Genomic DNA, 25,347 nt, shown 5'->3' with positions numbered 1-25,347 from the left:
GGTAGCTTGTCATGGAAGAGAAAGTCGGGCGGAAGACCTCCCGGGAAGAGATCGCCCAGCGCATCCTCGTTGGCAGCGGGCTGTTCGGCGCGCTGATCGGCGGGGGCGTCATCGCGATCGATCGCATGGACCTGACGGTTCCCGCGTCTGTCATCACCGTCGGCGCCGGCATCGCGCTGGTCGGCGTGGCCATCGCCTTCTGGGTCTATTGGCGGATGATCGACGAGGCCGCTCGCGAGGCCCAGAAGTTCGCGTGGTTCTGGGGCGGTCAGGTCGGAATGGTCGTCGCCTTCGCGCTCGCCGCGATGTCGAGTTCCGCGAAGCTGACGGCGATGTTCGGCGAGCTCGAAGCCTCCGGATGGGTGCTTCTCGGCATGTTCGCGCTGCTCCTCGCCCAGATCATTGGCTACGTGCTGGCCTGGGCCGGCTGGTGGCTGGCGCGGCGGCGCTGAATCCTCATCGAATTCAAGGAGCACGAGCATGGGTAATCCCCTCACGCCCGCAGGTCGGCGCTATCTGGCCCGCTTCTTCCCCGCGATGATCGCCTATGTGGTGGTGCTGTTCGCATCGCTCTGGTTCATCGAGACCTATCATCCGAAGGGGCCGCTGCTGTGGGCCCTGGGTATCGCCCCGGCGCTGCCGGTCATCGCGGTGATCGCCGTGATGGGCCTCTACCTGATGGAAGAGACCGACGAGTTCCTGCGCACCATCCTGGTCCAGTCCATGCTCTGGGGCATCGGCGTCACCCTGACGCTCTGCACCGCCTGGGGCTTCCTGGAGAACGTCGGGGCGCTGCCGCACTTCCCGCTCTACCTGGTCTTCGCGGTGTTCTGCGGCGCGTTCGGCCTGGCCCAGCCCTTCGTCCGGAGGCGCTATCAATGAAGAACCGCCTGAAGGTGCTGCGCGCCGAGCGCGACTGGAGCCAGGCCGATCTGGCCGACCGGCTGGAGGTTTCGCGCCAGACCATCAACGCCCTTGAGACGGGCAAATACGATCCCAGCCTGCCGCTGGCTTTCAAGATCGCCCGTCTCTTCGAGCAATCCATCGAATCCATTTTCCAGGACGAGGCCTGATCGGCCCGCCTGCTTCGAGGACGCAACCATGAACCTCGCTTCGAAATCTCCCAAACCGCTCGGCAATCGCGGCCTCCGCGCCCTGGTTTTCGCCGTCGTGGCCGCTCCGCTGGGCTATCTGTTCGGCAAGTATCTAGCCGGTCTGGAGAATGCCGGCGTCTGGACCGCGCCGAGCCTCGGCTGGTCCGACGTGCTGGCCATGTTCCTGGCCTTCCTTCTGCTGACCGTCGGGGTGATCACCATGATCGTCAGCGTCAGCCGCAAGACCCTGGGCCGCCAGATCGACCCCGAGGGCGGCCGCCCGGCGACCTCGACCCAAGCGCGCTTCTACGCCCAGAACGGCGGCGTGCTGGTCCTGGCCGGCGTGATGATGGCCGCGCCGGTGGTCGTCCGGGCCGCGTTCGACACCGTTCCGTCGATGATCGCTTCGGCGACCATGATCGGCCTGGTGGCGCTGTTCCTGATCCAGACGGCCGGCAACATCTCGGTCTGGATCCGCAGCGACGAGCTTATGCGCCGCGCCACGGCCGAGATCTCGGCCCTGACCTTCGTTATCCTGCAGGGCGTGCTGTTCCTGTGGGCGGCGGGCGAGAAGCTGGGCCTGCTGCCCCTCCTGACCCTGTGGGACGCCACCTGCGTGATGATGACCGCCTACCTGGTCATCGCCGGTGTCGTCATGTGGCGGCGCGGCCTGGCCGCCTAGAGCCCTTCCGAATTTCGATCTGAACGGCGCGGCCTGACCGCCGCGCCAAACCTTCCACCCGGCGCGCGACGCTGGAGCCTTCCGCGCGCGCCTATCCCAAGGACCAAGACCATGATCCGCAAGACCTCCCACCCCCGCGTCTCGTTCCGAGGCGGTGTCATCCTGCTGGCCATTCTCGCCGCCTGCGGCGTGTTCGGCGGCAACCATGCTCATTCCGCCCCGCTGGCCCCGGCGACGACCGCCCCGAAGGGCGACCGCATCTCGGTGACCGTCACGGGCAAGGGCCCCGACGTCGTGCTGATCCCGGGCCTGGCCTCGTCCGGCGCGGTCTGGGACGCCACCGTCAAGCAGCTGTCGGCCACCCATCGCGTCCACGTCGTCCAGGTGGCGGGCTTCGCCGGCGCGCCGGCGGCCGGTAACGCCGAGGGTCCGGTCGTCGAGCCGGTGGTCGAGGCCGTCGACGCCTATATCAAGGCCAACAAGCTGAAATCGCCGGCCGTGATCGGTCACTCGATGGGCGGCTTCACCGGCCTGCTGCTGGCCCGCCGTCATCCCGAGGACCTCAGCCGCCTGATGATCGTCGACAGCCTGCCGTTCTTCTCGGTGCTGTTCTCGCCGGCCGCCACGGTCGAGAGCGTCAAACCGCAGGCCGCCGCCATGCGCGATGGCACGATCGCCATGAGCCCGGAGGCCTTCGCCAGCCAGCAGGCCATGACCATGCCGCGCTTCGTCAAGTCGCCCGAGGGGCAGAAGCTGGCCCTGGAATGGTCGAAGGCCTCGTCCCAGTCGGTCGTCGGCCGCGCCATGTACGACCTGCTGACCACCGACGCCCGCGCCGACCTGCCGGTCATCAAGACGCCGACCACGCTGCTCTATCCCTACGACCCGGCCATGGGCGCGCCGACCGCGATGATCGACAAGACCTATGCCGACGCCTACGCGGCCCTGCCGGGCGTGACCCTCAAGCGGGTCGACGACAGCCGCCACTTCATCATGCTGGACCAGCCCAAGGCCTTCGCCGAGGCGGTCGAGACCTTCCTGAAATAGTCATCCAGGACCGTCAGCCGCTTGCGCTGGTCGGCGGTCCCCTCCAACTCTCGTCTCAAGCACATCGGGGATCCCATGTTTTTCAACCTCTCGCGTTCGACCCGCCGCATCACGGCTGGTCTGGTCTCGGTCCTGGCGCTCGGCTTCGCGGGGACGGCCCTCGCCGAACCGGCGCTGTGGAAGATCAAGGACCACGACTCGACCATCTATCTGTTCGGCACGATCCACGTGCTGAAACCGGCCACCCAATGGCGCTCCGCCAAGATCGACAAGGCCCTGACCAGCAGCGGCGACCTGACCTTGGAGATCATCGGCGCCGACGATCCGGTGGTCATGCAGCCGCTGATCCTGAAGTACGGACTGGATCCCACCCGCCCGCTGTCGACCAAGATCTCGGCCGAGAAGTTCCAGCACGCCGCCACGGTGGCCAAGGACAGCGGCGTGCCGCCCCAGATGCTGGAAGCGATGCGCCCCTGGCTGGCGGCGGTTTCGCTGTCCATGGGGCCGGTGATCAAGGCCGGCTACGACCCCAAGAGCGGCGTCGAGAACGTGCTGAGCAAGGAGATCGCCGCCGCCGGCAAGCCCTCGAACGCCTTCGAGACGCCGGAGCAGCAGATCCGCTTCTTCGCCGACCTGCCGGCCAAGAGCGAGGCCGACTTCCTCAGCGCCACGCTCGACGACGTCGACGAGGGCGTGGGCAAGATCGACAAGATGGTGGCCGCCTGGGCCGCCGGCGACGTCGGCGAATTGGAAAGCCAGTTCATCGCCGAGATGAAGGGCGACTATCCCGAGCTCTATGAGCTGTTGATCGTCAAGCGCAATGTCGACTGGGCGCAGCAGCTGAAGACCAAGCTGGCCGGCTCGGGCGTGAGCTTCGTCGCGGTCGGCTCGGGCCACCTGGTGGGCGGCGACAGCGTCCAGGCCCAGCTCGCCAAACTGGGGATCAAGGTCGAGCGGGTGGAATAGAGATCTTCCCCCGCGAGCGGGGGAGGTGGCCCGAAGGGCCGGAGGGGGCAAGCTGGATCGAGGCCGCATTGGCCCCCTCAGTCGCTCCGCGACAGCTCCCCCGCACCGCGGGGGAGCATCTATTATTCGGCCGCTCGCTTGGCCATGTAGATCGAGCGCTTGGGCACGCTCATCACCCGTTGCAGCATCGGCTCGAAGGCCTCCAGCGGCATCGACTGGAAGTTCGGGTCGAAGGCTTCCTGGTCGTACACGTGGCAGAACTTGGCCGTGTGCTCGAAGTCCGGATGGCCCCGGAACTGGTCGCGCAGGTCGCGGTCCAGGCCTAGGTGGTGGAAGAAGTAGTAGCCCTGGAAGATGGCGTGATGGGCCACCATCCAGTGGTTCCGCTCCGACACGAAGGGCTGCAGGATCGCCGCGGCGATGTCGGCGTGATTGCGCGGGCCCAGGATGTCGCCGATGTCGTGCAGCAGGGCGCAGACGACATATTCCTCGTCCTCTCCGGCCTGATGGGCGCGGGTCGCGGTCTGCAGGCTGTGATCGAGGCGATCGATGGCGAAACCGCCGCAATCGCCCTTCAGCAGGTTCAGGTGCGAGATCAAGCGCGTCGGCAGCTCGCGCCCGAACTCCATCGACGCGTTGGCGATGATGCCCCAGTCCTCGGCGGTGCCGTCGGTCATGGCGTGGAACTTCGCCCGGTCATGGGCGTGTGGATGGTCTTCGCCATCGGCCATGGCGCTTCTCCCGAACATCTGTTTGAGCCGATCGTGCGCCGGAAGCCGACGGGCGTCAACGCGGGCGTCGACGTCCGCCGGGCGCGGCCTGCACGTCCAGTGAAGGTTTCTTGAAACCCATTTGTTTTTCGCGGGTTGAAGTCTTCCATCGAAGGCCGATCGAGATTGCTCCGGCCTTCGCGACGCTATACTGGCCATGGGGGTTGAGGATCAGTAGCGCCAAGATGACCGTACGGCAGCGAAAGCTGATCGAGCTGGCCGAGGCCGAGCGCATCCAGCTGCTCGTGGACGCCGTCAAGGACTATGCGATCTATCTGCTGGACGCGGATGGAACCGTCGCGACCTGGAATGCGGGGGCGGCCCTGTTCAAGGGCTACTCGGCCGACGAAATTCTCGGCCGGCACTTTTCGACATTCTACACCGAGGAAGACCGCGCGGCGGGGGCGCCCGCGCGGGCGCTCGAAACCGCGGCGCGAGAGGGGCGCTTCGAGTCCGAAGGCTGGCGGGTGCGCAAGGACGGCTCGCGGTTCTGGACGCATGTGGTCATCGATCCGGTGATCGACCCGGCCGGCGACGTGGTCGGGTTCGCCAAGGTCACGCGTGACGTCTCGACCCGCAAGGCTGTCGACCAGGCGCTCTACGAGAGCGAGCAGCGCTTTCAGCGGCTGGTGCAGGGCGTGCGCGACTACGCCATCTACATGCTGGATCCGGTCGGCAACATTACCAACTGGAACAGCGGCGCCGAGAGCATCAAGGGCTACAGGGCCGGCGAGGTCGTGGGGCGCAACTTCGCGATGTTCTACACGCCGGAGGACCGCGCGGCCGGGGCGCCGGCGCGAGCCCTGGCGACCGCTCAGCGCGACGGCAAGTTCGAAGGCGAGGCCGTGCGCGTGCGCAAGGACGGCGAACGCTTCTGGGCCCACGTGCTGATCGACCCGATCCATGACGAGAACGGTCGCCTGCTGGGCTTCGCGAAGGTCACGCGGGACATCACCGAGAAGCGGCGCGTCCAGGAAGAGATCGAACGCACCCGGGAGGCCCTGGCTCAGGCCCAGAAGATGGAGGCCATCGGGCGATTGACCGGCGGGGTCGCCCACGACTTCAACAACCTGCTGACCGTGATCCGGTCTTCGGCCGAGCTGCTGCAGCGTAGTGATCTGGCGGCCTCGCGACGCGAGAAGTATGTCGAGGCGATCGCGTCGGCGGCCGAGCGCGCGGCCCTGCTCACCAGCCAGTTGCTGGCCTTCTCGCGGCGTCAGCCGCTGCAGCCGAAAAGCTTCGACGTGGTGGCCCGGCTCGAGGGCCTGCGGCAGATCATCATGGCTTCGGTCGGCTCGCCGATCCTGGTCGACCTGGTGTTCGGGGGCGGCGAGCTCTGGGTCAGCGCCGATCCGGGCCAGTTCGACAACGCGATCATCAACATCATCGTGAACGCCCGGGACGCCATGCCGGAGGGCGGGCGGATCAAGCTCCGCGTCACGCCGGCATCCAGCGTTCCGCCCGTGCGGGGACACGCCGGCGCCCCCGGCGACTTCGTGGCCGTCGCCATCGCGGACACGGGCACGGGCATGTCGCCGGAAGTCGCTTCGCACATCTTCGAACCCTTCTTCACCACCAAGGGCGTCAACCGAGGAACCGGCCTGGGCCTCAGCCAGGTGTATGGCTTCGCCAAGCAGTCGAACGGCGAGATCAGCGTCGAGAGCCAGCTGGGCGAAGGTTCGGTTTTCACCCTCTACCTGCCCCGATCGGCCCCCGAGACAGCGGCTGCGCCCGAGAGCCCCAATCTTCAGGAAGCCGTCGGGCCGGTTCGCATTCTGCTCGTCGAAGACAACCTGGAGGTCGGGCAGTTCGCCGCGTCCATGCTGGGAGAGCTGGGGCACAAGGTGCACCGCGTCGGCGACGCCCAGACAGCCTATGCGGCGATCGAGGCCGATCCGGCGGGCTACGACCTCGTCTTCACCGACGTGGTGATGCCGGGGGCCAGCGGTCTGGACCTGGCGCGGCAAATCCGGGCGAAGTGGCCTGATCTGCGCGTGGTTCTGACCAGCGGCTACAGCCACATCCTGGTCGAGGAGAACGAGCACGGCTTTCCGCTGCTGCGCAAACCCTACACCCTGGAAAGCCTGATGCGGATCCTGCGCGACGCGGACTGAGACGGCGTCGGCCCTGGACCGGACCTTTGGAGCGGGCGGGGGGAATCGAACCCCCGACATTCAGCTTGGGAAGCTGACGTTCTACCTCTGAACTACGCCCGCCAAAGGGACGCCCCGTTTAGCTCGGCTTGCGCGCCTACTCAAGCGCGGATGGGCGCCTTGCCTTGCGCGACGGCTTGACCTTTAGTGCCGCCTCATCGGGGTGGCAATTTCAGGTAGAGTAGAATGTCGAGAGTTTCGAGCGGGGCGATCGCTGGCCTGGCTCTGCTGGCGGTCGCGCCCACGGCGGGCGCGGAAGTTTCGGCCGCCGCCAAGGCCTTCGGCGCGCGAGAGAGCGTGGTCGACGCCAGCATGTCGCCCGATGGCAAGTCGGTGGCGTTGGTCCAGTCCCTGGCCAATCCGCAGGCGACGGCGGTGTTCGTCGCGCCGCTGGACGGCTCCAGCCAGCCCAAGCCAATCCTGAGCTCGACCGGCAATCCCGACCGCGTGACCGATTGCGGCTGGGTGTCGAACACCCGGCTGGCCTGCAACATCTACATGCTGCTGGTCCGCGACGCCCGGAAGCTGGGCTTCAGCCGCTTGGCCGCACTGGACGCCGACGGCGGCAAGGTCGTTGAGCTCAGCACCCGCAACCGGAACTTCTCGTGGAGCTACCAGCAGTTCGGTGGCGGCATCGTCGACTGGCTGGCCGACGACCCCTCCGGTGCGGTGCTGATGACCCGCGACTATTCGGAGGAGGGGACCACCGGCACGCTGCTGGGCAACCAGCGCGAAGGTCTGGCCGTCGAGCGCGTGGATACGCTCACCCTGGCCCGCACGCCGGTCGTGCCGCCGCGCGGCGACGCGGCGGAGTACATCTCCGACCAGCACGGGACGGTGCGCATCGTCGGTCAGCGTCTGAAGACCAACACGGGCTACAGCACCGTGCGCGTCAACTACCTGTATCGGCCCGTCGGCGGCGGCGAGTGGGTCGCGTTGAGCAGCTATGACGACGACGCCCATACCGGTTTCATGCCCGTGGCGGTCGATCGCGACCTCAACGCCGCCTACGGCTTCGAGTGGATCAATGGCCGCCAGGCGGTGGTGCGGGTCAGCCTGGACGGTAGCGCCAAGCGCGAGGTGATGGTCGCCCACGACGACGTCGACGTGGATCGCCTGATCGCGATCGGTCGCGACCGGCGCGTGGTCGGGGCCAGCTACGCGACCGAGAAGCGTCAGGCGGTGTTCTTCGATCCAGCTCTCAAGGGCCTGGCGGCGGCGCTTACCAAGGCCCTGCCGGGGCATCCGGCGGTCCACTTCGTCGACGCCAGCCAGGACGGTTCGCGCCTCCTGCTCTGGGCCGGCAGCGACGTCGATCCGGGCCACTACTACCTGTTCGACAAGACCAGCAAGAAGCTGGCCGAGGTCATGCCCGGCCGGCCGGAGCTGGCGTCGTACAAACTCTCGACCGTGCAGCCGGTCAGCTACAAGGCCGCCGACGGGACCCTGGTGCCCGGCTATCTGACCCTGCCGCCGGGCAGCGACGGCAAGAACCTGCCGGCCATCGTCATGCCGCACGGCGGTCCCAGCGCGCGCGACGAGTGGGGCTTTGACTGGCTGGCCCAGTTCTTCGCCCACCAGGGCTATGCGGTGCTGCAGCCGAACTATCGCGGCTCCAGCGGCTATGGCGAGGCCTGGTTCCAGCAGAACGGTTTCCAGTCGTGGAAGACCGCGATCGGCGACGTCAACGACGCCGGCCGCTGGCTGCTGTCCCAGGGCATCGCCGCGCCGGGCAAGCTGGCCATCGTCGGCTGGTCCTACGGCGGCTACGCGGCCCTGCAGTCGTCGGTGCTGGACCCCGACCTCTTCAAGGCCATCGTCGCCGTGGCCCCGGTCACCGACCTCGATAGCCTGCGCGAGGACCACCGCGCCTTCAGCAACTTCAAGATCTGGGACAACTTCATCGGGCGCGGCCCGCACGTGAAGGAAGGCTCGCCCGCCCAGAACGCCGAGCGCATCAAGGCCCCGGTGCTGCTGTTCCACGGCGACGAGGATTCCAACGTCCGCATCGGCGCGTCGCGTCTGATGCAGTCTCGGCTGAAGGCGGCCGGCCGCAAGGTCGAGCTGGTGGAGTTCCGGGGTTTGGACCACCAGCTCGACGATTCCGCCGCTCGCGCGACCATGCTGGACAGGGCGGATGCGTTCCTGAAGGGCGCGCTGGGCCTCTAGCCCTTGGCCAGCTCCAAGGCCTTGTCCAGGGCCTGATCGGCGGGGACGCTGACGTCAGGTTGGATACCGGCGCCTTCCCAGTCCCAGTCGGTGTCGGGATCGAAGGTTCGGCCCACCGGGACGAAGGCGACCAGGCCCGCGCCCAGGGGCTCGAAACCGCCGAAGTGGTTGGCGCCGCCGGTGTGCTCGCCGACCAGCACGCCGCGATGGGTGCGCTTCAGCGCCAGGGCCAGGTGCTCGGCGGCCGAGCCGGTGCGGGTCGAGGTCAGGTAGAAGACCTTGGCGCCGCGCAGGCGGGTCTCGGCGTTGGGGGTCACCCAGTGTTCCTGACGGAAGACGCCGGCGGGCGCCTTCACCTGGCGCATATTGCCGCCGCGCATGGGCGGGCCGCCGCGCGCGTCGATCAGCGACTGGGCCACGTCCATGCTCACCAGGCGGGTAGGCTGGGCGTACAGATAGGGCAGCATAACGTCCATCTCGGCCATGCCGCCGCCGCGATGGGTGCGGGCGTCCAGGATGATCGCCTTGGCGCCGGCGTGCTCCTTCATGAAGGTCTCCAGCGCCGCCAGGGTCTCGGGCCTGCCGTCGAACATGTTGAACTTGATGTAGGCGACGCCGTCCGCGATCCACTTGGGATCCTCGATGGCCGGTGGACGCGGGCCGCCGGGACCACCCGGGCCAGGACCACCCGGGCCAGGACCACCGGGGCCAGGACCACCGGGGCCAGGACCGCCTGGGCCACCCGGACCATCGATGCGGACGCGGCGCGGGCCGGGGCCGCCGGTAGGGCCCCCGGGCCTTTCGAGCGCGACGCGCAGATGATTGTCCGGATGCAGGGCGCGCAGATCCTCGGTCATGCGCCTGGCCAGGGTCATCGGATCGGTGATCTGAGCGTAGGTCGCCGCGTTGGCGCGCAGCAGGGTCGCGTATTGCTTGCCGACCTTCGGATCGAGGTAGGAGGCTTCCAGTTTGCCCGCCAGAGTCTCGATCGCCGCGGCGTATTCGGCCGGCGTGGCCGGGACCGGCGCGGGCGCCTGGATGGGAACCGACGCCGTCGCTGGCGGTTGCTCCTGAGCCGTCGCCGGCAAGAACGTGGTGAGGGTCAGGCCGACTCCGGCCAAGATGACCAAATTGCGCCGCACAGTTCGTCTCCTTATGCGTTATGAGACGGATGGGGAGTTGATCGCCGCGTGGAAGTCCTGACGGAAATCTCTCGGAAAGCTGAACTGTTGAAAAGCCCACCTCGCATGGCTTTCGGAGAGGTCTCGATAGATGTCGAGAGCCGCCGCGTGCGCGCGCCCACGGGCGCCAGCAGCCTGGAGCCGCGAGTCTTCGATTTGCTGCTCACCCTGGTGGAGCGTCCGGGCCTGACCGCGTCGCGCGATCATTTGATCGAAACGGTGTGGGGCCAGGTCGACGGCTCCGACGAGGCGCTGAGCCAGGCCGTGGCCAAGCTGCGCCGCGCCCTCGGCGATGACGCCCGCGCGCCGCGCTTCATCGAGACGGTGCCGAAGCTCGGCTATCGCTGGATCTATGAGGAGCGCCAGCCCGCGCTGCGCCTCGCCGCGCAGCGCTGGTCGCGGGGACCGGCCTGGATGGCGGCCACCGCCATGGTCGCGATCGTCGTCGGCGGCGCCGGCGGCCTCGGCGCCTATGCCTGGGTGCAGGCGGCCGAGCCGCGCAAGTTCGAGATCCGCAAGGTCCGCATGGAGCGCGGCGTCGACGGTCGCTGCCTCAAGCAGGTGCAGGTGATCCGCGGCGTGGGCCGACCGACCGACGCTGAGCGCGCGCCGCCCAAGCCGTCCTCGCCCGGCTGCGTGCAGCCACGCGAGTTCGTCGAGCGCTAGACGTCCCGCCCGGCGGCCGGACTCAGCGCGCCGTGTCGTCCAGGAAGGCCGAGGTCCAGGCCAGCGGCGCGTTCCAATTGATCGCCACCTCGTTCTGGGTGAACGAGCGGTAGTCGTCGGTCCAGCAGGTCTGGGGCCGGCACTTGCCCTTCATCTCCTTGGCCACGGGGTCGCCCATGCTGGTCGAGTTCGGACCGCCTGACAGCACGCCCGACGGCGGGGCGGGATATTTGGCGTCGGCCTGCTTGGCCCAGAAGCGGTGGTGCGGGTTCTGCATCGGCCGCGCGCCGAAGCCGGTGACGTACGAGCGGTCCAGCGGATTGCGGCCCAGCACGTAGTCCATGGCGTCGATCGCGCCGAAGCGATAGCCGATCTCGCCGGTGAAGTCGTAGGCCAGGCCCAGCACCATGGCCCGGTTCAGCACCGAACTGTTCGAGCCCCACGGATAGCCCGGCGCGGCGTAGGGCAGGGCGTAGCCCTGGCTGATGTCGTCGGACAGATACTTGCCGGCGGTGGTGGTCAGGTTGGCGCGGGCCTGGGTGATCTCGGCGGGCTTCAGGCCGTTCGGCGCGAGCGCCAGGGTGATCGTGCCGAGGGCGCCGACGGAGCTCCAGCCGATGTCGCCGGTCGTCCGCGTCCCCACGGTCGGCGAGGCCAGGAACAGCGGCGAGGCGCGCAGGACCTTTTCGTACTCGGCGTCGCCGGTCGTGGCGTAGAGCTCGGCGGCCGCCCAGTAGAATTCATCGGCCAGCTCACCGTCGCCATAGCCGCCGCTGCCGGTGAACGGCCCGATCGCATAGATCTCGGGATTGGCTTGCGCGGCGGCGAAGGCGCGGCGGGCGGCGTCGAGGCACTGGGCGGCGAAGGTCGGGTCGATCGTCTTCCACACGCGGGCGGCCTGGGCGGCGACGGCGGCCAGGTTCAGGGTCGCGCCGGTGGTCGGATAGTAGAGATAACGCACCTGCTTGTCGTCGGCCGGGGCGGTCGGCAGGCCGGTCCAGTAGCGGTCGGCGAGCTTCTGGTGCGCCATGCCCGAGGCGTCGATGGCGGTCAGGGTCAGCTTGCCGTCCGAGGGCTTCTGCTTGCCGACCGGGACCTGGGCGGTCTTGCCTCGCGGAACCTGCATGGCCAGCAGGAAGGTCAGCTCGAAGCGGGCCTCGTCCAGGATGTCGGGGACGCCGTTGGCGTTCTCTGGCAGGGCCAGGGCGCCGTCGCCCAGGGCTTTCAGCGCGCCGGGTCGCTTCAGCACGGTCGCGCGCTCCCAGGCGTTGACCAGGGTCCAGACCGAGATGCCGCCGTTGACGACGTACTTACCGTGGTCGCCGGCGTCGTACCAGCCGGCGCTGGCGTCCAGCGTATAGTCGCAGCCCGGCCAGACCTGGCCGCGCTCGTCGGCGAGGTCGAAGCAGGTCGCCTTGTCCGGGGCGTGGCCGGCGGGGCGGGCGAGGTCCGCGCGTTCGACGAAGCGGGCCTGGATCGGCACGCCGGCGCGCTGCTGGTAGAAGAATGACAGGGCCGCGCGGGTCAGCTTGCCGTCCGGCTTGGCCTTCAAGGCGAACGAGCGGCTCTCGGTCGCGCCGATCTTGAGGCGGTAGCCGTCGCCGGCCTTGTGAAAGGCCGAGAAGTCGATCTGGTGGACGTGCTCGCCCGAGGCGGCGTCATCACCGAACACCTTGGTCTTGCCCTGGGCAGCGACCGCGCCCGAGGCGTCCAGCAGGGTCCAGTCCAGCGCGTCCTTGGCGGGATCGGCCAGCACGGCGCGCTTGGGGCCCAGGGCTTCCAGGCCGGTCTGGTTCAGGCGGATGGCGCGGGGCGCTTCCTCGGCCTGGGCGGCGCCCGCGAGCACGAACAACGAGGCGAACGACAGGGCGGCCAGACGGGGCATCAACGCTTCCTCCCGGCGCGTCTTCCAGGTGTTCGGCGCGCGCCTTGACCGCCAAGCTAGCGGCAAGACGACAGCGTTGTCACGAGCTTTGTTACCGGTATCTCGATGTTGGCGGCGCGGTCGCCTGGACACCGGTGTCGGCCCGCGTAAGACAGGCTCAGGGAACAGACTCCGGGAGGACGCCATGCTCAGCCGCCGCCAAACCCTGGGAGGCGTGGTCGCCGGTGGCGCTCTGCTGGCGACCGGAACCGCCGTGGCGCGCGAGACCGCCGACGCCGCGCTCAGGACCCTGCTCGACAAGCTGGCCAAGGGGGGCGCGGCCGCCGATCGTGTGGCGGCGTTGAAGGGCTTCCCGGCCGAGGGCCTGTCGCCCAATGCCCGCCTCGATCGCGACGCCGTCCTCCAGGCCTTCGAATCCGAGGCCGAGATCGTCAGCCGCTTCCCTTTTGGAACGGGCCCCGGCTCGCCCTATGCGGTCACCCCCCGTGCGGGCGCCTGGCTCAGGGTCGCCGACGCGGTCAAGGCGGGCGGCGAGTCGCCGGGCGCGCTGAGCGTGAAGCTCGATATCGAGACCGACAGGATCCTCGCCGACGCCGGCCAAGGCGTGGTCCCGCCGGCCTTCGTGATCGACAAGCTGGTGGCGGGCATCGCCAAGGCGGGCGCGGGCGCCTCCGGCGATCTGGCGACCGCCCTGACGCGCCAGGGCGAAACCCTGACAACCCTCAGGGCCAAGGCCGGCGACGGCGCGGGCGTTCGCTTCAAGGACGCCGAGGCCTATTACGCTCTGGTCCTGAAGGCCAATCTCGGCATGGCGATCACGCCGGCCGAGGCTCACGCGCGGGGTCTGGAGGCGGCCCGACGGTTCGGCGCGCGGGCCGACAGGTTGCTGCGGGCTCAGGGGCTGACCAAGGGGACGCTGGGCGCGCGGCTGACGGCCCTGTCACGCGATCCACGATGGCTCTACGCCGACGACAATGCCGGCCGCGACAAGCTCGTCGCTGACATGAACGTCTGGCTGGACAAGGCCAGGGCTCGCCTGCCGACATCGTTCGGCGCCGTGCCGCCCGGGACCCGGACCGCCAGGATCTCGCGCATGTCGCCCGCCGACGAGGCCGCTGCCCGTCAAGGCTATCGGGATGCGCCGAGCTTCGACGGCAAGCGGCCGGGCGTCTATTTCGTCGACCTGGCCGCCATCCGTAGTCGCCCCAGCTGGACTCTGGCCAGCGTGGTCCACCACGAAAGCGCGCCCGGCCACATGTTGCAGATCCCGATGGAGGAAGGCTCCGGCGCACATCCGCTGCGCTCGCGGGTTGCTTGTCCGGGCTTTGTCGAGGGCTGGGCGATCTATGCCGAGCAGGTCGCCGACGAGGAGGGCGCCTTCGCCAACGATCCGCTGTCGGAGCTGGGCTATCTGCAGTGGATGCTGTTTCGCGCCGGCCGCCTGGTCGTCGACACCGGCCTGCACGCCAAGGGCTGGAGCCGCGCCAAGGCCGAAGCCTGGTTCGCCGACCTGCAAGGCCCGGCTCCCGTCTTCGCGCCCATCGCCCAGGATGTCGAACGCGCCGCTATCGGGCCGGGCAGCGCGGCGGGCCAGGGGCTGGCGTGGCTGGAACTGGTCCGCCTTCGCGAGGCCGCCCGCAAGCGCCGGGGCCGCGACTTCGACCCCAAGACCTTCCACGACGACGTGCTGTGGCCGGGAACTCTGCCGCTGTCGATGCTGCGGGCGCGGGTGCTGGCCCAATAGAGAAAACCCCGCCTGGCGGGCTGGCCAGGCGGGGTTTCGAAACGATCCTTGGGATCGCCTAGTTCTGCGGAGGAGCGCCTTGCGGCGGGCCGGGAGGCGGGCCGCCCTGGCCGCCTTGCTGGGCGCGACGGGCGCGCATCTGTTCGAAGGCCACCTTCATCTCGTCGACGGTGACCTTGCCGTCCTTGTCGCCGTCGAGCATGGCGAAACGGTCTTCCGGACGGCCGGCGGTGGTCCACTCGGCCTTGTCGACGACGCCGTCGGTGTTGGTGTCGAGGCGTTTGATGGCCTCTTCCGGAGTCGGCATCCGCATCTGCGGGGGCGGAGCGTCCTGAGCCATCGCAGCGCCGGCGGCGAGGCTGCTGAGCGAGGCGAGCGCGACGAGAAGCGTGCGGCGCATAGAGGGTGTTTCCTTCCGGGTGAGATGTCCCTGGTCGGTGTGAATGGCCTTGGATTGTTGCTGGCTTATTTCGAGATTGCGGCGGTATCGGACCGGGCGAGACGTGGTCAGTGCTTCCCGCGATCACGCCCGAAGTTCGGTTCGGCGCTTTCCTGGCCGGCGGCGACGATGCCGCGTCGGATCGCCCGGGTGCGGGTGAAGTGGTTGTGCAGGGTGTCGGCGTCGCCCCAGCGGATCGCGCGGCTCATGGCCTGCAGGTCCTCGGTGAAGCGGCCCAGCATCTCCAGCACCGCGTCCTTGTTGGCCACGAAGATGTCGCGCCACATGGTCGGGTCGCTGGCGGCGATGCGGGTGAAGTCGCGGAAGCCCGAGGCCGAGTACTTGATGACCTCGTTCTCGGTGACGTTCTCGAGGTCGGCCGCGCTGCCGACGATCGTGTAGGCGATCAGGTGGGGCAGGTGCGAGACGACGGCCAGCACCAGGTCGTGGTGCTTGTCGTCCATCAGCTCGACCTGGGCCCCGAAGGCGCGCCAGAAGGTCGATAGCTTGGCGACGGCGGCCGCGTAGCGCTCGTCCTCGCTCTCGAGGGGGGTGAGGATCGTCCAGCGGTTCTCGAACAGCTCGGCGAAGCCGGCGTCGGGGCCCGACTGCTCGGTGCCGGCGATCGGGTGACCGGGGATGGCGAAGATCTTCGACAGGTCCTGGGCGCGGAAGGCCTCGGCCACATTGCCCTTGGTCGAGCCGACGTCGGTCAGGGTGGCGCCGGCCTTCATGGCCGGGATCACGATGGCGGCGAGGTCGGGGATCGACAGCACCGGGGTGGCGATGACCACCAGATCCGCGTCCTTGACCGCTTCGGCGATGTCGCCGGTGACGTGCTCGGCGACATTCAGTTCGACGACGCGGGCCCGGTGGACCTCGCTGGCGTCGGCCACGGTGACTTCGCCCACGACGCCGTGCTCACGGGCCGCGCGGATGATCGAGCCGCCGATCAGGCCGAAGCCGATGACGGTGATCTTGGGATAAAGGACGCCGGGATTGGACATCTAGCGGCCCATGAACTCGGCGAGCAGGTCGACGACGGCGCGGTTCTGCTCTTCCAGGCCGATGGTGATGCGGATCGAGTCCGGCAGGTTGTAGTTGCCCACGGCGCGGACCAGATAGCCCCGCGACGCCAGGAAGGCCTCGGCCTCGCGGGCGGTCTTGCCCGGCGTGGTCGGGAAGGTCGCCAGCACGAAGTTGGCCGCCGAGGGCGTCACTTCCAGGCCGACGCCGCCCAGCTGCTGGGCCAGCCAGGGCCGCCACTGCTCGACCAGGGCCAGCGAGCGGGCCTGGAACTCGTCGTCGAACAGGGCCGCGATGGCGGCTTCCTGGCCGGGGATCGAGGTGTTGAACGGCGGACGGATGCGCTCGATCGGCTCGATGATGTGGTTGGGCGCATAGCCCCAGCCGACGCGCAGGGCGGCCAGGCCATGGATCTTCGAGAAGGTCCGCGTGACGATCACGTTCTCGGCGGTGCGGGCCAGGTCGAGGCCGTCCTCGAAGCGCGGATCGCTGCAGAACTCGGCATAGGCGCCGTCCAGGACGAGGATCACCGACGGCGGCAGGGCCGCGTGCAGGGTGCGGATTTCCTCGCCGGTCAGCCAGGTGCCGGTCGGATTGGCGGGGTTGGCGATGAAGACCAGGCGCGTGCGTTCGTCGACGCACTTCATCACCTCGTCGACGTCGATGCGGTGGTTGATCTCCTTGGCCATCCGCACCTCGCCCTGGCAGGCGCGGGCCCCGATGGCGTAGGCGGCGAAGCCGTGCTCGCCCTGGACGATGTTGTCGCCCGGCTCGAGATAGACCTGGTTCAGGAGGGCGAAGATCTCGTCGCTGCCGTCACCGAAGGTCAGGCGCTCGGGCTCCAGCTTGAAGCGCTCGGCCACGGCGGCGCGCAGGATGCCCGCCTTGCCGTCCGGATAGATGTGCAGGCGGTCGACGGCGTCGCGATAGGCTTGGCGGGCCCTGTCGCTGCTGCCCAGGATGTTTTCGTTGCTCGACAGCTTCACCGGGTGGGCGATGCCCTCGACCTTCGACTTGCCGCCGACATAGGCGTGGATGTCCATGATCCCGGGCTTGGGGACGGGACGGGGCGCGGCGAAGCGGTCGGTGGGAGCGGCGGTCATCGGACTACTCGGTTACGGACGGCTCGATGGGCGAGCGGCCGGTTCTTACACGTCGAACTGTTCGGGCGCAGCCCCGATGACGCCAGTGAGCTGGCCGGGCCCTCGGGCCAGGCGCTCGTCCTGCGGCTGGAAGAAGCCCGACAGCGAGAACAGCTTCAGCCCGCCGGCTTCGGCGATCAGCTCGGCGGCGATGTCGGTCTGGCTCAGGGTCTCGACGATGGCGGCGGCGTTCTTGGGCGAGTCGGTGACCCAGAAGGTCTGGTCGCCGCCGGTCGGCTCGACGTCCACCTCGGCCACGGCCAGCGCGGCCTGCGGACCCCAGGTCGCCAGACAGGGCAGGGCGGCGAAGACCTTCAGCTTGGGCTCGGCCAGCAGGCGGCCCCACCAGGGCGTGTCGGACACGAGCGGCAGGACGGCGACGCCCCAGGGCGAGCGGGCGATGGTCAGGGCGTCCTGTGCCGTAGGAACGATGGAGAGGCGCGGCGCGGTCCCGAAGCGGAGGCGGGTCAGCTCCACGGCGCGGGCCGGCTCGCGGCCGCCGAACACGCCCAGATGATAAGGGCCCTGGCGCGCCAGGTTGTCGGCCATGATCTCGCGCCAGATGCGGATGACCAGGCCAGCGCCGGCGCCCTTGCGCGGCGCCTCCAGCAGCTTGCGGACGATCTGGGCCTCGCGGCCGGGACGCAGGCCAAAGCCCGTATCGCCCGAGGCGCGCTTGGCCGCCGCGACGGCGCCGGCCAGGCTGGCGCGCTCGTCGATCAGCTTCAGCAGTTCACCATCGATGGCGTCCAGCCGCCATCGGACTTCTTCGAGAGACGGTGTGGCGTCCGTCGCGTCGCTGCCCATGTTCTTCCCCGAAATTGGAGGGCGGACCATAGTCTTTGCCGCCAAACACGCAATAGCCAGCCCGCACGGGAAGAAAATTGCGTGGTTGGCGCCCGATCAGTAGACCGTCGGCGCGGGTCCGGTGTCGATCACGCCCAGGAACGTGCGGCCGTCCCGGAACTGGAGATCGGCCTCGATCACCGGTTCCTGACCCATAGCCTGGGCGGCCGCGGCGAGCGCCTGCTCGGGCGTCCTGATCGGTTGCGACAGGTCGGCCCGCTCCTTGAGCGCCACGTTCAGGGAGCCGGTGACGCGGCCCTGCGAGTCGACGCCGAGCACGCCGGACTTGGCCTTGCCCTCGGCGTCGCCGGCCAGGAGGTGGCTCTGTTGGACGGTGATCTCGCCGCCCGCCTCGCTCCAGCGCTTCACGGCGGCTTCCCAGTTGCGGCCCCGCAGGTACGAGACGTGGGAGAGGCGGGTCTCCAGGATCATCGAGGCGGTCTTGTCCTGGGCCAGGCGGCCGAGCAGACCCGTGAACGCCGTCTTGGCGCCGCCGGCCTTGAAGAAGATCGCGCCCTGGTCATCCGGTCCGGCGCGCAGGTGCAGCTGCATGTTGTCGGCCGAGACCAGCTGGAACGGTTTGGCGCCGGGGGCGGGGAGGAAGTTCAGCTTGGCGCCTTCGATCGAGACGCGCGGCGGATATTCGGTGACGTGCGAGATGCTGGCGCGCAAGGCTTGGCCGGTGATGGTCACGTCGCCCGCCTCGGGACGGGTCAGAACCACGCCTTCCGGCGCGACCAGCACCCAGTGAGTCAGGTCGTAGACGGCGGCCTCGCCCTTCAGCACTGGCGCGCGGACGGCCCAGCCGGTGGGCTCGGCGATGCGGACGTCGGCCAGGTCGATGTCCATCCGGAACGGGAAGCCGTGGAAGGTCCGGGCGCTCCATGACAGGTCGTAGCCACGCGACTTCAGGTCAGCCGACTGGGCGTCCATGCGCTGCTCGGCCTGACCGCGCAGCCAGAACCAGCCATAGCTCCAGCCGCCCGCGACCAGAGCGGCGAGGATGAAGGGCGCGAACAGACGGCTGCGCCGAGCCTTTTGGGGGGCTTTGCGGGACGGGGCGTCGTCGTTATGGGTCATGTAAAGGGCGCGTCCAGTCGGGAACGGTGATGAGCTTAGAGAGCGGCGGCGAGGATCGCTGGGTGTTCGGGTACGGATCGCTGATGTGGCGGCCCGGGTTCCCGTTCATAGACCGAAGAACGGCCGTGCTCCACGGGCGGCGGCGGGCCTTCTGCATCTATTCGGTGCATCATCGCGGCACTTACGAGCGTCCCGGCCTGGTCCTGGGTCTGGCCCCCGGCGGCTCGGTGCGCGGCATGGCCTATCGCGTGGCGGCCAGCGAGTGGGAGGGCGTCTACGCCTATCTCCGCGAACGCGAGCAGCCGACCGAGACCTATTTCGAGACCTCCCGCGAGGTGAAGATCGACGGCGATGGGCGGGTTGAGGCGCTGGTCTTCCTGTCGGACATGAAGCACGGCCAGTGGGCCGGGGCGCTGACCCTGGAGCAGCAGGCGGAACTGATCGCCGGCGCCAAGGGCCTGTCGGGGCCGAACATCGACTATCTCCGCGACCTGGTCCTGCATCTGCGTGAGGACGGCGTGAATGACCACGCCATGGAGAAGCTGCTGAAGTTGGTCGAGGCGCGGGAAGGGCGCTAGATCCCTTCGTCCTCGAGCGCCTTGGTCGCCGTGTCGATCCGGGTCTGCAGCTCGCGCATGAACTCGCCGCGCTTCAGGCCGGCGGGGATCGGCTCCAGATAGTGGAAGACGATCGTGCCGGGCTTGACGATGAAGCCCTTGTTCCAGTGCGAGCCGCAGTTCAGGGCCAGCGGCGTGACGGGCATGTTCAGTTCGCGATAGAGCGCGGCGATGCCGGGCTTGTATTCGCCCGGTTGGCCTACGGCGCCGCGCGTGCCTTCCGGGAAGATCACGATCTGGCGGCTCTCCTGCATGCGCCCGACGGAGTCTCGGACCAGCTTCTTCAGCGCCGTCGAATGGCCGCCGCGGTCGACGACGACCATGCCCGCCTTCAGTCCGTGCCAGCCGAACAGCGGCACCATCAGCAGTTCCTTCTTCATCACGAAGCAGGCGTCGGGCAGCAGGGCGAACTGGCTGAAGACGTCGAACATCGACTGATGCTTGGGCGCGAGCAGGGCCGGGCCGGTCGGGCGATATTGCTCGCCGCGCACCTCGACCTTGACGTCCGCCAGCCAGCGCAGGCCCCAGATCAAGCCCTTGGCCCAGGTCGACAGCGACCAGGTGTTGGCGCGGCGGGGCAAGGGATAGGTCAGGATCATCCCGATCGACCAGCCGATCGACCACAGCCAGAAGAACAGCTGGAAAAGAAACGAACGCAGATAGATCAAGACGCTTCCTTCACCGCCGGGGCGGCCTTCTCTTTTGGTCCCAGCCCAAGGAACGCCTCGCGGCCCAGGATCGCCAGGTATTTGCAATATTCCACGATCATCCGCCGGGCGCTGATGCTGGTCTTCCACCAGCGGTGGGCGTTGAGGTCGGTCTTGACCGGGTAGGGGTGCAGCGTCACGTCCGGCATGGCGGCCCGCAGCTCCAGCATCGAGCGCGGCATGTGATAGTCGGCCGTGACCACGATCAGGCTCTTATAGTCCTTGGACTTGGCCCAGTCGGCGGTCTCGATGGCGTTGCCGACCGTGTTGGCGGCGGTGAACCCCAGGTCCACGCAGCAGTCATAGATCGGCTTGACCGCCTTGGTGACGGTCTGGACATCGGCGCGGGTCGCCTCGCGATTGACGCCGGAGATCAGCAGGCGCTGGCCCTTGCCCTCCTCGAGCAGCTTGGTGGCGGCCTCCAGGCGGACGTTCGACGCGCCGGTCAGCACCACGACGCCATCGGCGATCGGCGGTTCGGGCGCGGGCGTCGACTGGTCCACGCGGCCGGCGAAGGCCAACAGGCCCAGGCCCCAGATCATCAGGGCGATCAGCAGCGCGGCCAGGCTCTTCACGGCATTTCCCCCACGATGCGCGAGGCGGCCAGGCGGGCCGAGATTCCGGCGATCAGGGCGGCGACCAGCGGACAAGGCAGGGCGACGGCCAGATCGATCCAGGCCAGCGGCAGGATCGGCGCAACCCCCGCGCCACCGCCGAAATACCGCGCGATCACGCCGATGATGGCCGCGCCGGTCCCGCCCAGCAAGCCCGCCGCCGCGCCCATGACGGCGAAGCGGTTCTGGAACAGGCCGGCGATGAAGCCTTGCTCGGCGCCGGAGAAGTGCAGCACCTCGATCACGTCGCGACGCGCGGCCAGGCCGGCGCGGGTGGCGAAGGCGATGACGGCGGCGGTCGCGGCGGCGATCAGGGCGAAGACGCCCAGGGCCGCCAGTCGCGCCAGGCGGGCGGCGCGCTCGATGTCGGCGATCCAACGGCTGTGATCGTCCACCGTGGCGTCGACCCCGGCCGTCTTCAGGGCCCGGTCCAGCATAGCGGCGGTGGGCGGAGCCTTGGGATCGAGATCCAGGGTGACCAGGCGCGGGGTCGGCAGGTCGGCGACCAGGGCGTCCTTGCCGAGCCAGGGCTCCAGCAGGGCTTCGGCCTTCTCGCGCGGCAGGGCCTGGGCCTCGACCACGCCCTTGATCCCGGCCAGGGCTTCGGCGGCGCGGGCCGCGGCGCTGTCGGGGCTTTCGTTGGCGCGGGCGCGGACCACCACCGTGGCCGAGCCGGTCAACTGCGAGGTCCAGCCATTGGCGGCGCGATTGGCGGCCAGGGCGGCGAACCCCGTCAGGCAGGCCAGGAAGCACAGCACCGCGACGACGAAGATCAGAGCCCCGTCGCGGGCGTCGCGCGGCGGCAACAGCGGGCCGGGTTTCCAGCGGGCGACCTGGAAGAACTCGCTCATCGCGGGCCTCCGACATCGACCAGGCGGCCTTGCTCGAGGTGCAGGGTCGGGCGGGCGGCGCGGGCCACCAGGTCCTCGTCGTGGGTGGCGATCAGGACCGTGGTGCCCAGGCGATTGAGCTCGACGAACAGGCGCAGCAGGCGCAGCGACATGGCCGGGTCGACATTACCGGTCGGCTCGTCGGCCAGCAGGACGTCGGGGCGGTCGACCACGGCGCGGGCGATGGCCAGGCGCTGCTTCTCGCCGCCGGACAAGGTCGCGGGCAGGGCGTGCATCCGGTCGCCGAGACCGACCCAGCTCAGCAGTTCGGCGACGTCCTCGCGATAGGTGGCCGGCTTGCGCTTGAGGATCCGCAGCGGCAGGGCGGCGTTGTCGAACACCGAAAGATGCTCGAGCAGGCGGAATTCCTGGAACACCACCCCGATCCGGCGGCGCAGGAACGGCAGGTCGGACGTGTGAGTCAGGCTCACATCGCGGCCGAAAAGCTCGACGCGACCCCGTGACGCACGGTGGGCCAGATAGATCAGCTTGAGCAGCGAACTCTTGCCCGCGCCCGAGGCCCCGGTCAGGAAATGGAACGAGCCCTGATCCAGGGAAAAGCTTATGTCCCTTAGGGTTTCCGGCGCCCGGCCGTAGCGCATTGAGACGCCTTCGAAGCGGACCACCGGTAGGGCGTCATCGCCCTGTTGTGTGTCGATCCGCAAGGCGCGTCACTGGGCTTTCTGGACATGAGGGTTAAAATCAGCGACCCCATTGAGCTGTGTGGGGAGCGTTCGATTCGCGGCCATGATACTGACCTGTCCGGAGTGCGCCAGCCGCTATTTCGTCGACGACTCTAAGGTCGGCTCGGCTGGCCGTGTCGTGCGCTGCGCCTCCTGCGGCAACCGTTGGACGGCCCGTAACGAAGAGGCGAACGACCTCTTCGACGATCCTGAACCCCCGACCCTGGCCAGCCAGGCCGAGAGCGCCGATCAGGTTTCCGAGGCCTTGGCCGGAGGCGCCGGCGGCGAGGCCGACGAACCGCCGGTCAGCGCCTTGCCCGGCGAGGAGCTGCCGAAAGTCTTCCGCGCCCGCGCCGACGCCGAGCGTCGCCTGCGCGAAGCCACCGCCACGGGCGTCATCTGGGCCGGCATGGCCGCCGCCATGGCGGTCGTCGTGGTCGCCGCCCTGATCTTCCGCATCGACGTCGTCCGCATCCTGCCCGGCTCGGCGGGGGCCTATGCCGCCGTCGGTCTGCCGGTGAACACCGTCGGCCTGGTCATCGATCGCGACAGCATCAAGGCACAGCCCTCGATGCAGGACGGCCACGCCGTCGTGATCATCACCGGTTCGATCCGCAACATCACCGAGCATGCGGTGACGGCCCCGCCGCTGCGCGTCGAGCTGCTGAACAAGGATTCAAAGCGCGTCGCCGGTCAGCTGGCCGCGGCGGCCGACGCCAAGATCCCGCCGGGCGAGGTGCGCCACTTCTCGATCACCTTCATGAACCCGTCGCGTACGGCCAAGGATCTGCAGATCGGCTTCGCGACCGAGGCCGGCGCCTCCAAGGCGGTGAAAGCCGCCCTGAAGAAGCCCGAAGGCCACGGAAACGAACCCGAACTGTCGCTTCGCGGGGCCCAAGACGCCCCCGTCGAGCACGAAGCGGCTGGACAGGAACCCCCGGGACATGAGAGCGGGGAGGCAAATTCCCCTCCCTCTCGCGAACCCGCCCATCATGAATGACACCACGCAGCCCGAAGTCCTGATCTCGGAAGCCGAGATCGCCGAGCGGGTTCAGAAGCTGGCCGAAGCCATCGCGCCGCGCATCGACGACGACACCGTCGTGGTCTGCCTGCTGACCGGCGGTCTCTGGTTCGCCGCCGACCTGACCCGCGCCCTCTACAAGGCGGGCCGCAATGTGCGTTTCGACGCCCTGTGGCTGGCCTCCTACCACGACGAGCGCAAGAGCACGGGTCGTTGCGAGGTCCGCGCCGACCTGCAGCGTCCGCTGATCGGCCGTCGCGCCCTGGTTGTCGACGACGTCTTCGACACCGGCCTGTCGCTGTCGGAGGCCGCGCGCCTGGTGAAGGACGCCGGGGCCAGCGAAGTGCTGACCGCCGTCTTCGCCCGCAAGCCCTGGCCCAAGGATCGCGGCATGGAGCCCGACTTCGTCGCCTGGGAAGCGCCCGCGCGCTATCTGGTCGGCTACGGCCTCGACGACGAGGGCAAGAGCCGGGGCCTGCCGTACATCGGCGCGATGGACTGACGATTTGGTTTCCTTCTCCCCTTGCGGGAGAAGGTGTCGGCGTAGCCGACGGATGAGGGGTTGATAGGCCTGTCCGATAGGGCGGCGCGACCCCTCACCCGACCCACTTCGTGGGCCACCCTCTCCCGCAAGGGGAGAGGGGTTTCTCAGATCAGACCCAGTCCGGCACGAGATCCCGCGCCAGTATTTCCTCATAGGTCGGCCGCGCGCGGATCACCGCGTAGCGGTCGCCGTCGACCAGGACCTCCGGCACCATTGGCCGGGTGTTGTATTCGCTGGCCATGGCCGAGCCGTAGGCGCCGGCCGACATGAAGGCCACCAGCTCGCCCGCCGCCAGCGGCGGCAAGGCGCGATCACGTGTAAACGTGTCGCCCGTCTCGCAAACCGGACCCACCACGTCATAGACCGTCTCGCCGCCGCGCTTCGTCACCGGACGGATGTCGTGGAAGGCGTCGTACATGGCCGGACGCATCAGATCGTTCATGGCCGCGTCGATGACCAGGAACTTGCGGCCTTCCGGACGCTCGTGGACGTGCATCACTTCCGAGACCAGCACGCCGGCGTTGGCGGCGATCACCCGGCCCGGCTCGAAGGCCAGCTTCACGGGCAGGCCCTTGGTGACCTCGCCGACCATGGCCGCGAACTCGGCCGGCGAGGGCGGTTCGGGGTGGTTGAAATAGGGCACGCCCAGGCCGCCGCCCAGGTCCAGGCGCTCGACCGACAGGCCTTCGCCCAGCAGCTGCTCGACCAGGCCCCGCATCTTGGTGAAGGCCGCCCGCATGGGCGTGAGGTCAGTGATCTGGCTGCCGATGTGGCAAGCCACGCCGATGGGCTCGAGATTGGCGTTGTTGCTGGCGTTGGCGTAGAGGCGCGCGGCCTCGGCGAACGAGACGCCGAACTTGTTCTCGGACTTGCCGGTGGCGATCTTGGCGTGACCGCCGGCCGCGACGTCCGGATTGACCCGGAAGGCGACCTTGGCCTTCACGCCCAGGCCAGCCGCGACTTCGGCGATCAGGTTCAGCTCTGGCTCTGACTCGACATTGATCTCGGCGACGCCGGTCTTCAGGGCGAACTCGATCTCGCGACGGGCCTTGCCGACGCCGGAGAAGACAATGCGCTCGGGCGGGATGCCGGCCGCCAGGGCGCGGCGGACCTCGCCCTCCGAGACCGTGTCGGCGCCGGCGCCCAGGTCGCCCAGCACCTTCAGCACCGCGACGTTGGAATTGGCCTTCACGGCGTAGGCGACCAGCGGGTCGACCACGCCGGCCGCGACCAGGGCGTCACGGAACACGGTGAAGTGCCGCTCCAGGGTGGCGCGGGAATAGACGTAGACCGGCGTGCCGACCTCGGCCGCGATCTTGGCCAGGGGCACGCCCTCGCAGGCCAGGCCCTGGGGGGCGTACTCGAAGTGGTTCAACGGATC

The 25,347-nt window shown here is 68.8% G+C and carries 26 protein-coding genes, 1 tRNA gene and 2 pseudogenes; 15 read left to right on the top strand and 14 right to left on the bottom strand.

All coding sequences use genetic code 11. The features are described from left to right. Positions 1–11 precede the first annotated feature (11 nt). The 6 genes from AC1RRV_RS13835 (at position 12) to AC1RRV_RS13810 (ending at position 3,789) form a co-directional block, all read left to right on the top strand. Positions 12–452 (top strand): hypothetical protein, encoded by a 441-nt coding sequence (locus tag AC1RRV_RS13835; protein WP_492860230.1) that lies wholly within the window; start codon positions 12–14, stop codon positions 450–452. 28 nt (positions 453–480) lie between these two features. Beyond that, a complete protein-coding gene (locus tag AC1RRV_RS13830) occupies positions 481–882 on the top strand; it encodes a hypothetical protein (RefSeq protein ID WP_492860229.1) in 402 nt (133 codons plus the stop codon). Next, positions 879–1,073 (top strand): helix-turn-helix transcriptional regulator, encoded by a 195-nt coding sequence (locus tag AC1RRV_RS13825; RefSeq protein ID WP_492860228.1) that lies wholly within the window; start codon positions 879–881, stop codon positions 1,071–1,073. The genes AC1RRV_RS13830 and AC1RRV_RS13825 overlap by 4 nt, the downstream gene beginning before the upstream one ends. Positions 1,074–1,101: 28 nt before the next feature. Next, positions 1,102–1,776 (top strand): hypothetical protein, encoded by a 675-nt coding sequence (locus tag AC1RRV_RS13820; protein WP_492860227.1) that lies wholly within the window; start codon positions 1,102–1,104, stop codon positions 1,774–1,776. Positions 1,777–1,887: 111 nt separating this feature from the next. Beyond that, positions 1,888–2,823 carry an alpha/beta fold hydrolase gene (locus AC1RRV_RS13815; protein WP_492860226.1) on the top strand — a complete coding sequence of 312 codons (936 nt, stop codon included), beginning with the start codon at positions 1,888–1,890 and terminating at the stop codon, positions 2,821–2,823. Between the two features lie 75 nt (positions 2,824–2,898). Further along, positions 2,899–3,789, top strand: coding sequence for a TraB/GumN family protein (locus AC1RRV_RS13810; RefSeq protein WP_492860225.1), 891 nt, complete (start codon positions 2,899–2,901; stop codon positions 3,787–3,789). A 122-nt stretch (positions 3,790–3,911) separates the two neighbouring features. On the opposite strand, the gene AC1RRV_RS13805 is transcribed toward AC1RRV_RS13810, so the two are convergent. Beyond that, complete coding sequence (locus AC1RRV_RS13805; RefSeq protein ID WP_492860224.1) at positions 3,912–4,520, bottom strand: HD domain-containing protein; 609 nt, start codon at positions 4,518–4,520, stop codon at positions 3,912–3,914. A gap of 224 nt (positions 4,521–4,744) precedes the next feature. Between AC1RRV_RS13805 and AC1RRV_RS13800 the strand changes: the two are divergent. The 3 genes and pseudogenes from AC1RRV_RS13800 to AC1RRV_RS13790 all read left to right on the top strand — a co-directional run. Next, a pseudogene (locus AC1RRV_RS13800) lies at positions 4,745–5,530 on the top strand (PAS domain-containing protein); the annotation flags it as partial. Between the two features lie 12 nt (positions 5,531–5,542). Beyond that, positions 5,543–5,645 (top strand): annotated as a pseudogene (locus AC1RRV_RS13795) (hypothetical protein); the annotation flags it as partial. Then, on the top strand, positions 5,639–6,673 hold the full coding sequence (locus AC1RRV_RS13790) for an ATP-binding protein (RefSeq protein ID WP_492860517.1): 1,035 nt from the start codon (positions 5,639–5,641) through the stop codon (positions 6,671–6,673). The pseudogene AC1RRV_RS13795 and the gene AC1RRV_RS13790, both read left to right, overlap by 7 nt. 27 nt (positions 6,674–6,700) lie before the next feature. On the opposite strand, the gene AC1RRV_RS13785 is transcribed toward AC1RRV_RS13790, so the two are convergent. Then, positions 6,701–6,775 (bottom strand) — tRNA-Gly (locus tag AC1RRV_RS13785). A 123-nt stretch (positions 6,776–6,898) separates the two neighbouring features. Between AC1RRV_RS13785 and AC1RRV_RS13780 the strand changes: the two genes are divergently transcribed. Next, complete coding sequence (locus AC1RRV_RS13780; RefSeq protein ID WP_492860223.1) at positions 6,899–8,881, top strand: S9 family peptidase; 1,983 nt, start codon at positions 6,899–6,901, stop codon at positions 8,879–8,881. Here the strand turns inward: AC1RRV_RS13780 and AC1RRV_RS13775 are convergent. Next, on the bottom strand, positions 8,878–10,023 hold the full coding sequence (locus tag AC1RRV_RS13775; protein WP_492860221.1) for a S41 family peptidase: 1,146 nt from the start codon (positions 10,021–10,023) through the stop codon (positions 8,878–8,880). The genes AC1RRV_RS13780 and AC1RRV_RS13775 overlap by 4 nt on opposite strands. Before the next feature lie 105 nt (positions 10,024–10,128). On the opposite strand from AC1RRV_RS13775, the gene AC1RRV_RS13770 reads away from it, so the two are divergent. After that, the gene (locus AC1RRV_RS13770) at positions 10,129–10,728 is read left to right on the top strand and encodes a winged helix-turn-helix domain-containing protein (protein WP_492860220.1); all 600 of its coding nucleotides are present in this window, start codon (positions 10,129–10,131) and stop codon (positions 10,726–10,728) included. Between the two features lie 22 nt (positions 10,729–10,750). Here AC1RRV_RS13770 and AC1RRV_RS13765 read toward each other — a convergent pair whose 3' ends face one another. Beyond that, positions 10,751–12,613 carry a glycoside hydrolase family 9 protein gene (locus AC1RRV_RS13765; RefSeq protein ID WP_492860219.1) on the bottom strand — a complete coding sequence of 621 codons (1,863 nt, stop codon included), beginning with the start codon at positions 12,611–12,613 and terminating at the stop codon, positions 10,751–10,753. A gap of 184 nt (positions 12,614–12,797) precedes the next feature. Between AC1RRV_RS13765 and AC1RRV_RS13760 the strand changes: the two genes are divergently transcribed. Continuing rightward, positions 12,798–14,357: a DUF885 domain-containing protein gene (locus tag AC1RRV_RS13760; RefSeq protein ID WP_492860218.1), complete on the top strand. Its 1,560-nt coding sequence runs from the start codon at positions 12,798–12,800 to the stop codon at positions 14,355–14,357. A 58-nt stretch (positions 14,358–14,415) separates the two neighbouring features. Here AC1RRV_RS13760 and AC1RRV_RS13755 read toward each other — a convergent pair whose 3' ends face one another. The 5 genes from AC1RRV_RS13755 to AC1RRV_RS13735 all read right to left on the bottom strand — a co-directional run bounded on the left by AC1RRV_RS13755 (position 14,416) and on the right by AC1RRV_RS13735 (position 18,890). After that, positions 14,416–14,757, bottom strand: a complete 342-nt coding sequence (locus tag AC1RRV_RS13755) for an EF-hand domain-containing protein (RefSeq protein ID WP_492860217.1) — start codon at positions 14,755–14,757, stop codon at positions 14,416–14,418. Positions 14,758–14,864: 107 nt separating this feature from the next. Next, positions 14,865–15,803, bottom strand: a complete 939-nt coding sequence (locus AC1RRV_RS13750; protein WP_492860216.1) for a prephenate/arogenate dehydrogenase family protein — start codon at positions 15,801–15,803, stop codon at positions 14,865–14,867. Then, positions 15,804–16,925: a histidinol-phosphate transaminase gene (hisC, locus tag AC1RRV_RS13745; protein WP_492860215.1), complete on the bottom strand. Its 1,122-nt coding sequence runs from the start codon at positions 16,923–16,925 to the stop codon at positions 15,804–15,806. It abuts the gene before it with no gap. Positions 16,926–16,970: 45 nt separating this feature from the next. Further along, positions 16,971–17,771: a chorismate mutase gene (locus tag AC1RRV_RS13740; RefSeq protein WP_492860214.1), complete on the bottom strand. Its 801-nt coding sequence runs from the start codon at positions 17,769–17,771 to the stop codon at positions 16,971–16,973. A 96-nt stretch (positions 17,772–17,867) separates the two neighbouring features. Then, entirely contained in the window at positions 17,868–18,890 is a 1,023-nt protein-coding gene (locus tag AC1RRV_RS13735) for a DUF2125 domain-containing protein (protein ID WP_492860213.1), read from the bottom strand. Positions 18,891–18,919: 29 nt separating this feature from the next. On the opposite strand from AC1RRV_RS13735, the gene AC1RRV_RS13730 reads away from it, so the two are divergent. Further along, positions 18,920–19,468 carry a gamma-glutamylcyclotransferase gene (locus AC1RRV_RS13730; RefSeq protein ID WP_492860212.1) on the top strand — a complete coding sequence of 183 codons (549 nt, stop codon included), beginning with the start codon at positions 18,920–18,922 and terminating at the stop codon, positions 19,466–19,468. On the opposite strand, the gene AC1RRV_RS13725 is transcribed toward AC1RRV_RS13730, so the two are convergent. The 4 genes from AC1RRV_RS13725 to ftsE are packed head-to-tail and all read right to left on the bottom strand — an operon-like array spanning position 19,465 to position 22,383. Beyond that, positions 19,465–20,175 (bottom strand): lysophospholipid acyltransferase family protein, encoded by a 711-nt coding sequence (locus AC1RRV_RS13725; RefSeq protein WP_492860211.1) that lies wholly within the window; start codon positions 20,173–20,175, stop codon positions 19,465–19,467. The two genes, AC1RRV_RS13730 and AC1RRV_RS13725, sit on opposite strands and share 4 nt — an antisense overlap. After that, positions 20,172–20,789 (bottom strand): YdcF family protein, encoded by a 618-nt coding sequence (locus AC1RRV_RS13720; RefSeq protein WP_492860210.1) that lies wholly within the window; start codon positions 20,787–20,789, stop codon positions 20,172–20,174. Before AC1RRV_RS13720 ends, AC1RRV_RS13725 begins: the two co-directional genes overlap by 4 nt. Beyond that, a complete protein-coding gene (locus tag AC1RRV_RS13715) occupies positions 20,786–21,679 on the bottom strand; it encodes a cell division protein FtsX (RefSeq protein ID WP_492860209.1) in 894 nt (297 codons plus the stop codon). Before AC1RRV_RS13715 ends, AC1RRV_RS13720 begins: the two co-directional genes overlap by 4 nt. Further along, positions 21,676–22,383, bottom strand: a complete 708-nt coding sequence (gene ftsE / locus AC1RRV_RS13710; protein ID WP_492860208.1) for a cell division ATP-binding protein FtsE — start codon at positions 22,381–22,383, stop codon at positions 21,676–21,678. Before ftsE ends, AC1RRV_RS13715 begins: the two co-directional genes overlap by 4 nt. A gap of 58 nt (positions 22,384–22,441) precedes the next feature. Here ftsE and AC1RRV_RS13705 point away from each other — a divergent pair, with 58 nt between their 5' ends. Together AC1RRV_RS13705 and AC1RRV_RS13700 are read left to right on the top strand one after the other, a co-directional pair. Continuing rightward, on the top strand, positions 22,442–23,401 hold the full coding sequence (locus tag AC1RRV_RS13705; protein WP_492860207.1) for an MJ0042-type zinc finger domain-containing protein: 960 nt from the start codon (positions 22,442–22,444) through the stop codon (positions 23,399–23,401). Beyond that, complete coding sequence (locus AC1RRV_RS13700; RefSeq protein ID WP_492860206.1) at positions 23,346–23,924, top strand: phosphoribosyltransferase; 579 nt, start codon at positions 23,346–23,348, stop codon at positions 23,922–23,924. The genes AC1RRV_RS13705 and AC1RRV_RS13700 overlap by 56 nt, the downstream gene beginning before the upstream one ends. Before the next feature lie 151 nt (positions 23,925–24,075). On the opposite strand, the gene lysA is transcribed toward AC1RRV_RS13700, so the two are convergent. Next, positions 24,076–25,341, bottom strand: coding sequence for a diaminopimelate decarboxylase (gene lysA, locus AC1RRV_RS13695; protein ID WP_492860205.1), 1,266 nt, complete (start codon positions 25,339–25,341; stop codon positions 24,076–24,078). Positions 25,342–25,347 lie beyond the last annotated feature (6 nt).

This window comes from Caulobacter sp. GW821-FHT11E10 (assembly GCF_058808375.1).
Note: the sequence above shows the minus strand (reverse complement) of the source record. Positions and strands in the feature narration are given on the sequence as shown.